At 59.3% G+C, this 12904-nt stretch carries 14 protein-coding genes; 7 read left to right on the top strand and 7 right to left on the bottom strand.

Annotation, left to right across the window (positions count from 1 at the left end; genetic code table 11):
* Positions 1–458 precede the first annotated feature (458 nt).
* The 3 genes from ABIQ96_RS17695 to mntR are packed head-to-tail and all read left to right on the top strand — an operon-like array spanning position 459 to position 2299.
* Positions 459–1064, top strand: a complete 606-nt coding sequence (locus ABIQ96_RS17695; protein ID WP_348215955.1) for an exonuclease domain-containing protein — start codon at positions 459–461, stop codon at positions 1062–1064.
* A 20-nt stretch (positions 1065–1084) separates the two neighbouring features.
* Positions 1085–1849 (top strand): hypothetical protein, encoded by a 765-nt coding sequence (locus ABIQ96_RS17690; RefSeq protein WP_348215954.1) that lies wholly within the window; start codon positions 1085–1087, stop codon positions 1847–1849.
* A 12-nt stretch (positions 1850–1861) separates the two neighbouring features.
* Complete coding sequence (gene mntR, locus ABIQ96_RS17685) at positions 1862–2299, top strand: transcriptional regulator MntR (RefSeq protein WP_348215953.1); 438 nt, start codon at positions 1862–1864, stop codon at positions 2297–2299.
* A 17-nt stretch (positions 2300–2316) separates the two neighbouring features.
* Here the strand turns inward: mntR and dnaB are convergent, their stop codons facing one another.
* The 4 genes from dnaB to ABIQ96_RS17665 form a co-directional block, all read right to left on the bottom strand.
* Positions 2317–3759, bottom strand: coding sequence for a replicative DNA helicase (dnaB, locus tag ABIQ96_RS17680; protein ID WP_348215952.1), 1443 nt, complete (start codon positions 3757–3759; stop codon positions 2317–2319).
* A gap of 115 nt (positions 3760–3874) precedes the next feature.
* A complete protein-coding gene (locus ABIQ96_RS17675) occupies positions 3875–4855 on the bottom strand; it encodes a hypothetical protein (RefSeq protein WP_348215951.1) in 981 nt (326 codons plus the stop codon).
* A 117-nt stretch (positions 4856–4972) separates the two neighbouring features.
* Complete coding sequence (locus ABIQ96_RS17670) at positions 4973–5986, bottom strand: hypothetical protein (RefSeq protein WP_348215950.1); 1014 nt, start codon at positions 5984–5986, stop codon at positions 4973–4975.
* A gap of 25 nt (positions 5987–6011) precedes the next feature.
* Positions 6012–6515, bottom strand: a complete 504-nt coding sequence (locus ABIQ96_RS17665; protein WP_348215949.1) for a hypothetical protein — start codon at positions 6513–6515, stop codon at positions 6012–6014.
* Positions 6516–6631: 116 nt separating this feature from the next.
* Between ABIQ96_RS17665 and pdxA the strand changes: the two genes are divergently transcribed.
* Together pdxA and ABIQ96_RS17655 are read left to right on the top strand one after the other, a co-directional pair.
* Positions 6632–7486 (top strand): 4-hydroxythreonine-4-phosphate dehydrogenase PdxA, encoded by an 855-nt coding sequence (gene pdxA, locus ABIQ96_RS17660; RefSeq protein ID WP_348215948.1) that lies wholly within the window; start codon positions 6632–6634, stop codon positions 7484–7486.
* 31 nt (positions 7487–7517) lie between these two features.
* Entirely contained in the window at positions 7518–8069 is a 552-nt protein-coding gene (locus tag ABIQ96_RS17655; protein ID WP_348215947.1) for a hypothetical protein, read from the top strand.
* Here the strand turns inward: ABIQ96_RS17655 and ABIQ96_RS17650 are convergent.
* Positions 8066–9235: an MFS transporter gene (locus tag ABIQ96_RS17650; protein ID WP_348215981.1), complete on the bottom strand. Its 1170-nt coding sequence runs from the start codon at positions 9233–9235 to the stop codon at positions 8066–8068. The two genes, ABIQ96_RS17655 and ABIQ96_RS17650, sit on opposite strands and share 4 nt — an antisense overlap.
* A gap of 194 nt (positions 9236–9429) precedes the next feature.
* On the opposite strand from ABIQ96_RS17650, the gene lexA reads away from it, so the two are divergent.
* Both lexA and ABIQ96_RS17640 read left to right on the top strand, forming a co-directional pair.
* Positions 9430–10044, top strand: coding sequence for a transcriptional repressor LexA (gene lexA / locus ABIQ96_RS17645; protein WP_348215946.1), 615 nt, complete (start codon positions 9430–9432; stop codon positions 10042–10044).
* A gap of 84 nt (positions 10045–10128) precedes the next feature.
* Positions 10129–11739: a hypothetical protein gene (locus ABIQ96_RS17640; RefSeq protein ID WP_348215945.1), complete on the top strand. Its 1611-nt coding sequence runs from the start codon at positions 10129–10131 to the stop codon at positions 11737–11739.
* Here the strand turns inward: ABIQ96_RS17640 and ABIQ96_RS17635 are convergent.
* A complete protein-coding gene (locus tag ABIQ96_RS17635) occupies positions 11714–12175 on the bottom strand; it encodes a rhodanese-like domain-containing protein (RefSeq protein WP_348215944.1) in 462 nt (153 codons plus the stop codon). The genes ABIQ96_RS17640 and ABIQ96_RS17635 overlap by 26 nt on opposite strands.
* A complete protein-coding gene (locus tag ABIQ96_RS17630; protein WP_348215943.1) occupies positions 12172–12864 on the bottom strand; it encodes a DUF1573 domain-containing protein in 693 nt (230 codons plus the stop codon). Before ABIQ96_RS17630 ends, ABIQ96_RS17635 begins: the two co-directional genes overlap by 4 nt.
* Positions 12865–12904: the final 40 nt, after the last annotated feature.

Genomic DNA, 12904 nt, shown 5'->3' with positions numbered 1-12904 from the left:
CCGGAAGCAAGAACCCCCAGAACCAGATCACCGCCAAAGAAGGACCCAGCAGTGAGACCGGATTTCCCATCCGTGACCTTGGGTTCATCCGCCGTGCCCAACAAATATTGAGATACGGTAGGGGGCATGGATGGAAGCCCCAAAAACCCGTTTCCTTGGACGTCCACGATCAATAGCCCCAGCGAGCCGTTCGTAACATTGGCGGAGGAAAGGGAATTTTCCGCGTTCGCCACTGCGATCCCGCTGAAGGAAATGGTGGCGGAAACATATGAACTCAGCGCAAGAAGGAGGGAAGATATCTTTAATAACATGATTCCGAATCACAGCGAATTTTTCGTTAGAGTCAACAACATAGTTCCCAATCGACGGTCCGCATGAAAGGTGGAATTTCCCGACATCCTGATCATTCATTCTCATTGATTCGGTGGAGACGGAGGTGTCACTATTTACCCACCCGAATGCAACCCATCCGCCACTGCCGCTTCACCGCCATCGATTTCGAATCGGCGGGCGCGTCGCGGGGAAAAACCGACAGCCCGGTACAGGTAGGGCTCGCCAGTTGGTCGTCGGAATCGGGTCATGCGGATGCGTTCGTCTCCTACCTTCACACCACCGAACCGATCCAATGGTCTGCTAGAAAAGTCCACGGCATCGGGCCGGAACAACTGACCGAAGCCCCTTCCCTGCTGATGCTGTGGCCGGAGTTAAAAAAACGTCTGGCGGGAGCGATCGTCGTCGCCCATGGAAAAGGCACGGAAAAACGCTTTCTCCGCGCGTTTCCCGGTCATGGCTTCGGACCTTGGATCGACACGCTCCTGTTAGCGCGGGCCGCTTGGCCGGAGCTGCCTGATCATTCGTTAGGGGCGGTGTGTGAAGCCCGCGGGCTCGGCGGGATCGTCCGCGCGGCGGTGCCGGAAAAATCGTGGCATGACGCGCTGTTCGATTCGGTGGCCTCGCTCGTTTTACTTTCCCATCTCATCGAAACCCACGCCTTGGGGGACCATCCGGTGGACGCGCTGATCCAGCCGGACACCTCGCGATGGCATCAGGCCAGACGTAGTTAACAACGCCCCTTCGACAGCCGATGAAAGACAGCACCCGCTTCATTCTCCTCTTCTGCCTGGCCTCCATCATTTTGGGGGTCGCGTATTGGAATCCTATCACTTCAACCCCACCCTGCAAACCCAAGGCTCCTCGGGACGATGCCGCTTTGGTCCGCTCCCTGCTCGGCGATGATCTATCGAACCGGACCTTTTCCTTCGCCACGATCGCGGAAGCCTGTTCCGGGAAAAAGGTCCTGCCGCTTTCTAGCAATCCCGCCCACCTGCGGGTGACCGCCGCGATCACCCAAGCGTTGACCCTGACGCTGGCCGAGATCAACCAGCCCGATTCCCCGGTCCGCCAGCTCCGCCGCATCAACGAGGCCTCGCGGTTTTTCGAAGACGGCATCCACAAGCACATCAATGAAATGCCGGGCTTGAAATGCGATGTCCCGCCGACCCGCTCCGGCGAGCACCAGCGGTCGGGCTATCCGGATCTCCGCATCATCGATGAGGAATCGAATCTCGTCTTCTATCTGGACCCGAAACTCGTCGAACAAGGTTCGGCGGAAAGCACTTTCCGGACGTTCTATTTCGAGCCGAAAAACGAGACGCTCAAAATCACCGAGGACGCCGTGCACCTGCTCGTCGGTATCGAACACGACGGCAAGGAACGTGCCTGGACCTTCACCGGCTGGCGGTTGGTGGACCTTTCCACACTTCAGGTCCGGCTCAAGGCGGAGTTCCAGGCATCCAATGCCGATCTTTATGAAAAAACGGAGCTTTCCCTCCCTCAAAATGCCCGTTAGGCTCCGCTTCCCGTGACCCTGCCTCCCCGACGCACCAGCGGCTCCGTCGCCATGGACGACTACCTCGAACAGATCCTGCATCTGATCGAGGCCAAAGGTTATGCCCGCGCCGTGGACATCTCGAAAAACCTCGGAATTTCCCAAGCCAGCGTCACCAACATGCTCCGCCGCCTCGATGCGGAAGGATTGGTGAACCACGAGAAATATCGCGGCACCGTTCTCACCGAGGACGGCCAGCGTATCGCGCGCGCCATCGTCGAGAGACACGAAACACTGACCCGGTTTTTACGTCTGTTCGGAATCGACGAGGAAACGATCTATCACGACGTCGAGGGGATGGAACACCACGTGTCCAAACCCACGCTCAATGTCATCCGCGCCGTGGCGGATGCGCTGGAGGCCGATCCGAAGCTGTTGGAACAGGTGCTGAAAAAAAGCCAGGCCTTGTAAGACGAGCCAACCTTCGATCACCCTTCCTCACGCGCCGGGGCTCCGGTCTCGAAGCGCATGAGATCGGCGATGAATGTTAGAGGGAGATGGCCGGTTTCGCCGTTCCGGTTTTTGGCTAGAACCAGCTCTGCTTTACCGGCTTCCGCCTCTTTTTCCTCGGCGTCTTCCGCATAGTAGGCGGTTCGATAGAGAAGGCCGACCATGTCGGCGTCCTGCTCGATGGAGCCGGATTCCCGCAGGTCCGACATGCGGGGAACTCCGACGTTTTTACCTGTCCGGCTTTCCGGTCCCCGGTTGAGCTGGGCGAGGATCAAAATCGGAATCGCCAACTCTTTGGCGAGACTCTTGATGCCTGCGGAGATTTCCGCGATTTCCCGCTCGCGCGATCCTTCCGCCTGTTTGGTGCGGGATTTCATGAGCTGGAGATAGTCGATGGCGATGAACTGAATATCCTCGTCGCGCTTTTTCCGGCGGGCTTTCGCACGGAGTTCGTTGATCGAAATGCCGGCGGTGTCGTCGATGAAAAGCTTGGCTCCGGATGTTTCCAGAGCGGCGCGCTGGATGCGCTGGAGGTCGCCTTTGGTCGGGGTGTAGCCGCGGGATAGCTGGCTCATCGCAAACTTGGAGCGGGAAAAAACGAGACGCTGCACGATCTGGAACGCGCTCATTTCGCAGGAGAATACCATGGTCGGCTTGCCTTCGGTGATGCAGACGTGTTCGACAATGTTCATCATGAACGAGGTCTTGCCCATCGACGGACGGGCGGCCACGACGAACATTTCCCCCGGCTTCAGACCGCTGCTCATGCGGTCCAGATCCTCGAATCCGGTGGTGATTCCCTGCGCGCCTTTTTCTCCCGCCAGCAGCGCCTGGAACTGCTCGATGACTTCGTTGACCGACTGCTTGATCGTGGGCGCCTTGTTGGTTTCCGAACCCTCGCGGATCGCCAGCATCTTGGCCTCGACCGAATCTAACAACGAAGCCACCTCGTCCGGCGCGTCGTAGGCTTGTGCGATGGCTTCGTTGGAATTCTGGATGATCGAGCGCAGCACATACTTGTCCTTCACGTGCTGCAAGTGATGGCGGAAATGCCCGGGACTCGGTGCGTAGGTGTAGAGATCCGTTAGCGCCGACGGTCCGCCCACACGATCGAGCAATCCGCGGTCGAGCAACCGTTGGATCAGCGACACCAGCTCCACCTCCTGACCGCCTTCAAACAACTCGATGAGAAATCCGAACAACGTCGTGTGCGACGGCAGATAGAAATGCTCGGCGGTCAGCTTTTCCTCGATCGCCGCGCCGATGTATTCCTGCGGGTCCTGCAACATTGAGGACAACAGGCTTTTTTCCGGCCCGAGGGCATGTGGCAGGGCGCGGGTGACATCGTCAACCGTGGTGGCTCCTTGCTGAAGGTCTGCGGTCTTACGGAAGCTGGGTGCGGGTTTGGTGTCGACGGCCATGGGTGGGGCGGGATGATGAAATGCCCTCGCCCGGATGGCAACTCCCCAAGGAGAGATGTGAGTCGAATGTCAACAACCCGGCGCGGAATCGAACCGGAAATCCCGCGTTGCCGACCTACCCTTTCCCCGGCTTCTCAACGACAATCCAATCCTTGGCGAGCAAGCTGGAGATTTCGAACTGGCGGCTCTCACCGTCTTTCACACGGCTGATTTCCAGCGTGACCCGGGCAGAGGTGGCCCCGTCGCAAAACAACTTCTTCATCGCCTCCGCTTCGGCCGAGCCTACCCGGCAATAACCGCGCAGCAGTTCCTCGGTGTCCGGAGACCTCATCGAGTAGCAGGCCCACTCGGATTCATCCCGGAACGGGCCATTGTAGTAAACATCCGGCGACGCCGCGACGCGGACAAGGGCATGGTCCCCACCGCCGGCTAACAGCTCACTCCACGTCGGTGTCACCTTGCGGGAAAAGGCATCGAAATCCAGCCGCCACCGGCCATCGGCATCGGGAGTCAGGAGAGCGAGGCGCTGGGAGCTTTTTTCGGTTTTCTTGTAATTTACCACCACGCCCTCGATCAACAACCCGTCGGAATCCAAGCTGCTCAACCAATCGTAGCTTTCCAAGGTGCCGTCGCGTTCGGGGGCACCCGCGCAGTAATCCATGATTTCCTGTGGGGTGGATGTTCCGATTCGGAACAAAATTTCGATACGAGCCGGATCCCGGTTGGCAAGCGCATCCTTGACCAGCCGAATCGCCTCTTCGCGAGTGGGTGAGGGAAATTTGGAGGCGATTCTCACCGTTTCGTCGCTTTCCTCGGTCTGAAGGGAGGCCACTGAATGGTCCCCCTGCAACATCGGTCGCAACCACAAGAAGCAGGCGACAACCATGACGGCAAAAGCAACCACTCCAAGCCCCACGGACCAAATCATGACCAGCTTCTTCCGCTCCGATGACACTCCGGAGGACCGCCTGCGATACTGCCCGCTGGCTTCCAGCATATCCGGGCCTCTCACGCGTGAAACCCGCCCGATGTCGGGAGCTCCGCCACTCCGGTCATGGCGTGAGGCGATTCCTCGCTGGATGTCCCGGGGTTTCATGGAAGCAGGGGGAAATAGGATGGTGGGGTTTCAATCGATATCCGGAAATTCCGAACTTCGGGTAGGCTAGGAAATGCGAAGCGGCTCCCGCAAGCACGGAGAATGGCTAACCCTCTATCACTTGAACCGCTCGTCAAACGGCCGGTCGCCGATGACCCAATCCTCGGCAAGCACCTTTGAAATCACGACCTGCCGGGGCTCGGCAGCTTCGACGCGACGGATTTCCAAAACGGCGCGGCTCATGTTCGAATCCTTCTTGAGCAACCATTTCATGGCAGCCGACTGGGGGGAACCGGTCTTGCAATAACCGGTGAGAATTTCCTCAGTATCCGGTGAAACGAAACTGACGCAGAGCCAATCGTCCTCATTCCGGAAGGGACCATTGTAATAACTGTCGCCAGCGACGTAAACCCGCACCTTGGCCACTTCGGTCCGCCCGCCAATCAGATCGCTCCAAGCCGGGGTGACGGTGCGGGCAAAGGCGTCGAAATCGATTTTCCATTTCCCCTGCGCATCGGGAGTCAGCTCCGCGATCCGGTTGCGCGGTTTCCCGTCGCTTTGGAATTCAATGAGAACCCCGTCGATGCGGAGCCCGTTTGCGTCAAGATTTCCCAACCATTCAAAATGATCGATCCGGCCATCAAGGACTTCCAGCTTGCGGAGAAATTCGACTTCCCCAGGGGCCGGCACATCGCCTTCGCGGAAAAATTCGGAAATCCGTGAGGGATCCCGGACAGCCAGCGCTTTTTTGACGAGAGAAAGCGCCTCGTCTTCCGTCAATGAAGGGATCTTGGGTTCCGCAGATGGAGCCGGTTCCAGCGTCACCGTCATCGGCTGGGCGACCGCCGACATTTCCTCAGCGGGTTTGAAATTGATGCCCAGCCAGACCGCAATCCCCAAGCAGGCGAGCGTGATCCCTCCAATCAGGACGGTCCAAGTGGCAATGACTCGTTTGCGGCTGAGCGAGGCACGGAAGCGGCGGCCGCTTTCCCGGATCTTCCTTTTCTTTCGCTTTCCTTTGGGCAGGCCGGTACCGGGCATCCGCGCGACGCGTCCCATGCTGGGCGCGTCTCCGGCCGAACGCTCGCGATGAGTCGAGCGGACGGAACGTCGGATTCCATCAGGTTTCATGCGGGGGGGAGGAGCCGCAAGCGGATCAGTGAGGCGTCATGGTGATTCGGAAGCGGTCGTAGCGGTCATCCGGGCGGAAAAGCCAGCCGGGCTGGCGATCGAGAACATCGTAGCCGGTCAGCATGAATTCGGGGAGGACCTGATTGCTGTTAGGATCATAGGCTTTTTGTCCGGTGAAATACCCTTTCAGACGATAGTCGAAATTGTTGTCGTAGCTGTAGCGGTTGCCGGGAGGTCCGTTTTCCGACAAGCGGTCGGGATTTTTCATCTTATCCTCGCGCATCAGCACCAGTTGGGCACGGCTCCAAGGTTGCCTCGGTTTGCGCACGTATCCCCAGAACCGCGTCTTCTCGATGAAGTAGCGCCTGCCGTAGAAAAAGTCGCCGGTTGGCTCGTTGGCGATCTTGATGTTCCGCTCCTCGACTGTCGGCCCGCCGAGATTTCCGCTGCCCATCGAGGAAGAACCGCAGTGGGTCAGCAGGCTGCAGGAAATCCCGAGCAGCACCATTCTCAGCGAATTACGAATCATGGGCGGGAGCCTATTGATACCCACCCCGCTTCCGCAAGTGCGGAACGGGTGCAACCCAATGTTAAACGGCGATTTCCCCGCTTGGCAGTTTCGGACGACCCGATGATGCTTCAGCCATGCCGCGCATTCTCATCACCTTGGGCGACCCCGCAGGAATCGGCCCGGAAGTCATCGACCTGGCCCTCGCCTCCGGAAAAATTCCCGCCGGCCACGACATCGAAGTGCTCGGTGATCGCAGCGCGGGGACCCTTGGAAAACCCGACACCGCCTCCGCCACAGCAGCACTCGCGGCGCTGAATGATGCGGTCGCGCAATTGAAAAGCGGACGGGCGGATGCCGTAGTCACCGGACCCGTTTCCAAAGAAGGCCTCCAATCCGTGGGCTTCCCCTTCCCCGGGCAAACCGAGTTTTTCGCCGACGCGTTCGGCATCTCGGACTACGGCATGCTGCTCACCGGAGAAACTCTAACCGTCGGCCTGGCGACGATCCACGAACCGCTGGCCGCCGTGCCGCAGCTTTTGACCAAGGAACGCATCGTCCGGATTGGTCTTCTAACTGCAGCATTTCTCCACCGCCGCGGCATCGGGAATCCACGGATCGCGGTGGCCGGCCTGAATCCGCATGCAGGGGAAAACGGTGCGTTTGGCGACGAGGAGAAACGCATCATCCAACCGGCGATCGATTTCCTCAACGCGGCCGGTGTTGGAAATTTCACCGGTCCCGCCGTGCCGGACGCGATCTTCCGCGATGCGGCACGAGGCCTCCACGACGCGGTGCTCGCGATGTATCACGATCAGGGATTGATCCCGCTGAAATTATTGGATTTCGACACCGCGGTCAACGTCACGCTCGGATTGCCCAAGCCGCGCACCAGCCCCGACCACGGCACGGCGTTTTCCATCGCCGGGAAAAATCTCGCGGACCCGTCATCGATGATCGCCGCGATCCGGTTGGCCTGCGAACTCGCTTGACGCTTTCAACGGAGTTTCTAGCGTCGCCACCATGGCTATGAACAACTGGATGTCTTGGGAAGGTGGGGTGGATCTCATCGCGAAAACGAGCGCGGATCTTGAAATGCCGAACGTCATCGTCCACGTCGCGCGGATGGTGCACACTCCGGTCGGCTCCGCGCCGAGCGGCATGATTTTCTGGCAGCCTGATCCATCGGCCGCTCCGCTCGCATTCGGATTCGTCAGCAGCGATGCCAACGTCGCCGCCTATTTCGCCAACCACATTTTCGTGGGAACTCCGTTCGAGGGCGCACCGGCGATTTTGGGAACGATCACCATCGGAATCGATGCTGAGAGAGCAACCGCACGGGTGGAAATCCCGGGCTTTGTCTTTGAATCCCATTTGGCGGAATTCTCCGAAACGGCGATGATCAACCGCGACCCGCTTCCAACCGCGCCTTTCTATCAGCAAGGTCTCGAAGCCGCGGCCGGACACGCCTGCCTCAAGGTGAACGGCACCAAGATCGATCTCGTCATCCCGCCGGTCGGCATCACCGGCGGCCCGTGCGCGGTGGTCGCGGCATGCGGCCTTTACGCCCGTTAGGACTGCCGGTCGGGTTTTCCGAGTCCCTGATAGAGCGAGGCGAAAATCACGAAACAGACGGCGATGATCGACGCGAGAATCGCCCAGAAATCCATCCATCCCCCGCCATCCGCGGTGACACAGTGGTTCCGCAGCCACCCGCAAACCACGGCTCCCGCCAGCGGTCCCAGACCGCTCGTCACCATCGCCAGAAGCCCCTGCGCCTGCCCCCTCAATCCGGGATCCACCCGCCGGTCGAGAAACACCTGCGCCGTGATGAAATAGAACGTATAACACATCCCGTGCAGCATGATGCCGCCGATGTGCCAGCCGATCAAATGGCTCGCTCCGGCATAAGCACTCATTCCGAACCGCACGACGGACAGTCCCAGCGCCCACAGCAACACCGTTTTCACCCTGAATCTCAGCATCACCGAACCGACCAACAGCATCCCCGCGACTTCCGTTAGCTGCGCGAGCGTCATGGTCGCCGTCGAGCGCTGATCGCCCAGAACTTTCAACAACTCCGGCGCATACATGTAAAAAGCGGTGAGCGGAATCGAGTAAACCGCCGTCACGATGAAAAACACGCAGTGATCGCGATGTTTCATCAAGGTGAACGCGTCCAGTCCTAGCCGGCTCTTCCACGAACCCGCCCTCCCTAACGGCGGCGTATGGGGCAGCATGAACGCCACCATCCCGCCTAACATCCGCGTCGATGCAGCGGCAAATCCCGCCACCGGACTGGTGTCGGCATGCAACACGTAACTGGTGATCAGCCCGGCAGCCATCCATCCCAGAGTCGCCCCGAGGCGGACCAAAGGAAACGAACGTTCGCCGTTAGGCAGATGGGTCAGAGAAATCGTCGTCAGCAAGCCCCACGAGGGGCCGGAAAAAATCGTGTAAAGCCCGAGCAATCCGACGAACCACCACGGATGCAACCCCGCGTTCAGCGCCGCGAACGCCGCGAATAAGGCAACTGCTCCAAGAAATGACGACCACGCAAACAGCCGGTTCGCGGCAAAGTGATGATCCGCCAGCGCCCCGCCAATCAGCGGCGAAACCAACGCGCACAGCGGCGGAACCACGAAAACCAAAGTGACCCAGCCACTCAGTCCGTGGGCGACCAAGATATTGGTCAACGCCGGCGTCCAAAAGCCAGGAGTCATCCCGTGCAGAAAGAACACGATCCAGATCCAGCCGAAAATCGTCTTGGATTGATTCCGCGCTCCTGTCTCGCCGTGCACCGCAGGTGGGTAGACATGCGGCTGACGAATTGCCAGCGGATATCCCTATTCTATAAGGAAACGCGCTACCGAAGTTTTTTCTTGCGCATCGAGTCGTGAAATAGTTTGTTCACGGGAACACTGTTCATAAAACGATGCACGCCGACCTCACCTCCCGCCAACAGGAAATCCTCGACTATTTGCGGAAATCGCAGCGCCAGACCGGCATCATGCCGTCAACGCGTGAAATTCAGCACTTTTTCGGATTTGCGAGTCAGACCGCCGCGATGAGCCATCTGCGTGCGCTCGAACGCAAGGGAGTCATCCAACGCCTGCCAGGCAAGGCCCGCGCCGTCATTTTCCCCGATGAACTCGACCGCGGGGAGATCATCGACATTCCGATCTACGGCCACATCGCGGCGGGCATGTCGCAGGACGTGGAGCAGGAAAAACAAGGCTGCATCTCCATCGATATCGCCGCGCTGGGACTCCCCCGCCACGCCCGCACCTTCGCCCTCAAGGTGCGTGGGGATTCGATGATCGACGCCCACATCTGCAGCGGAGACACGGTCATCCTGGAATTCCGCGAACCTCGCAAAGGTGACATCGTCGCCGCCCTCATCGACGGAGAGACTACTTTGAAGCGTTATCTGGTCGAAAAAGGCCAGCCGTTCCTGCGGGCGGAAAATGCGGACTTTCCGGATTTGATTCCTGCCCGGGAACTGATTATTCAAGGGGTTCTCATCGCCTTGTTGCGCCAAGCCGCCTGATCTGGAGTGAATTTGATAGATTGTTAAGTTTTCTGAAGGATTGACGAGCTCCGGCGTTTTTCGTAGGTTTCGCCTTAATCCCGAATGGCAAGTGACTCAATCACCTTCTTTTGTCCGGCATGCAGCATCAAGCTGACGGTTCCGGGGAGTCTGGCAGGCGTCATCGGCCCATGCCCCTCGTGCCGGAGCCAGATTCAGGCACCTTATCCGGCTCCGACACCGGTTTATCAATCGCAGCCCGCTCCAGCTCCGGTCTATCAAGCCCCCGCCGCTCCGGCTCCAGTGGCGGCACAGGCTCCAGCCTATCAACCGGCTCCAGCGCCGGTTTATCAGTCGCCGCCGGCCCCGGCCTATCAAGCCCCAGCGGCTCCCCAGTATCAGCCGACCCCATCTTATCAGCCACCGGCCGGCTATGAAACCTACGCCGCTCCTATCCCGGCGACGACGGTCGCTCCCGCTCACCAGCCACAGGCGGTTGCCGCTCCGGTTCAGTCTCCGCAGTTAGCCCCGCATCCCGGCTACGAGGTCATTTCCACTCCGGTTCCCGCAGCTCCCGCACCTCCGGTCCAGGAAATTCCGATCCTATCCCAAGCGGCGACCATTCCCGCGCAACCAATTCCCGCGGCCACTCCCGCCGTTCTTCGGCCGGAACCCCGCCAGTTGCCCAACCGGTCGGGCACCGCGGAGCCAGTGGCCAAGCCGATGCCCGAGACCAATCGGAGCCCCGATTCCAAGGGAGTCAAAGGTCGTCCGCCTCATTCGCAATCACGCGCCCGCCTCATCCGACTGTTGGTTCCGCTCCTTTTCATCCTGCCAGTCGTCGGATTGGTATTTGGTGTTCTCACCGTACTCAAAAATCAGACGAAGGCCGTATCCCCGCCAAACCCGGTGAAAAGGCCGACCGAAAACCGGATCATACCGGAAGAATCCAGTCCGCCGAAACCTGCCGGAGAACCGGTCCCGGTTTTGCCGGTTCCGGCTCCAGAGCTGCCATCGATCGTCGAACCACCGCCGGATCTCCCCGAAGGACTTGAGCCGGTGGATCCCGGAAAGGCCGCGGAAGAGACGTTGGACAAGTTCCTGGCGGCGAAATCCCTGCCCGAGCGACTGCCATTGATCGAGACGAAGACCACCGAACCGGAACTCGCGAAATCCTGCCTCGCCAATCCATTCCCGGCGTCCAGCAACGTCACCCCCGAATTCCGCGAAACCAATGCGGTCGAGCAAGTGATCGACTTCTACTACAACGTCGATTTCGACGCGGGAAACAACCGGCTGAGCCCCTACACCATCCTTGTTAGGAAACGCGGTGACGGCGCTCCGAAAATCGTGGCGGATCCATTCCTCGATTCCTACGGCGGACGGCTCGCGGCGTATGCGAAAACACCGTCGGAGAAGGCAGGAATTTTCGAGGTCATCATTTATGCGGTGGCTTCCTGCAACGACGAGAATGTTCCTAACCGGGAGAAAAAACTCACACTGAAGCTGCTGCCGCGGGACGAAACCAAGGAAATCGCCCGCGCCTATTTCGGTCGGCAGTCGAAGATCGGCCGCATGTTGGAAGACGGGACTTACAGCCTCAGTTTCGGCAAGGCCCGCGCCTGCACGGTAATGCTCCGCTGGAACACCGAGGACCGGCCCGAGACGCCTTATCTCGAGGCGATCGACCTCAAGACTTTGGACTGGAATCCTTAGTCCTTCCCGCTTCGGACAGAGCCCGCCAGCCGCCGTGCAGGACGGAAACCTCCGCACCTAACTGCAAGCTGCGGATCCGCTCGGCGACCTGTCGGCTGAGGCCGCAGTTCTCATCGCCGCAATAGACGATCACCCGCGGGGTTTCCATGATCCGCGTCGCGATATCGGCCTCAAATGCCTGCATGTCCTCTTCCGAATCGAGATTCCACAGAACCGATCCGGGCAATCCGTTTTTCTCCCAATCCTTGCGATGGCGAGCGTCCACCCACAGGATTTTCTGATCCGGGGAAATCTGTTGGAGGCAAATCTCGTCGGGCTTCAAAGTCGCCGGATCGCAAATGACCGTCCGCGCCGGCGGCCCTTTCAGCCAGAACGTTCCTCCCGCAGCGGTTAGGGAAATAAATCCGATCGCCGCCAGCTGTCCGATAGAGTTCATTTTTGTGAGATATCCTTGCCCGCGACCGGCTTGCGCACGGCGGCGAAAGCCTGAAACGTTTTTTGTTTGGCGATCCTGCTGTCGGTCTCGATCCGGATGATGGCGACGTCCTGGACATCCGTAGTCTTCGGCGTCACCAGCAGATCGTATTTGGAACCCTTTTCGATCGTCTTCAACTCGCAGGTGAAGGAGTCCTTCACGCTGACTCCCATCACGTTGATGACGTTTCCCTCTGCCATGCTAAGATGAATGATTTGCGTCGCGGCCTTGCCACCGATGTCCCACGAAAGGGTTTTCGCCGGACTGAACTCGACCAGAACCGGAATGTGGAAGTTGATCTTGAGTTGCAGGGACGGCTTGGCAACCGGATCATTGTCGAGCCAGATCGCCACGCTTTTCTCAACGGTGCCGATGGCGTTTCCCACCTTGAAAAGGGTGCGGATCACGCCGGATTCGCCGGGAGCATACTCGAGCTTCCCACCCGCGACCTCGACCTTGAGACAATCGCAGCCGGGGTCGCTTTTGATGATCCTGACAGGCTTGTCCGTTTTGTTCGTGAAAGCGAATTCGGTCGTCGCGGTCTCCGCGTCCGGCGCAATCGCCTGTTCCTTGACGAGCTCCTTGAACTCCAGCGTTCCCGCTCGAGCGAGGGCCGACATCATCAACAGAATGGCGAGCACGGGCTTCATGTTCATACTACGAGCCGTTTTCGACTGCTAGAAAAACGGA

The organism is Luteolibacter sp., from assembly GCF_039920825.1.
In the GTDB taxonomy this organism is placed as follows: Bacteria; Verrucomicrobiota; Verrucomicrobiia; order Verrucomicrobiales; family Akkermansiaceae; genus Luteolibacter.
Note: the sequence above shows the minus strand (reverse complement) of the source record. Positions and strands in the feature narration are given on the sequence as shown.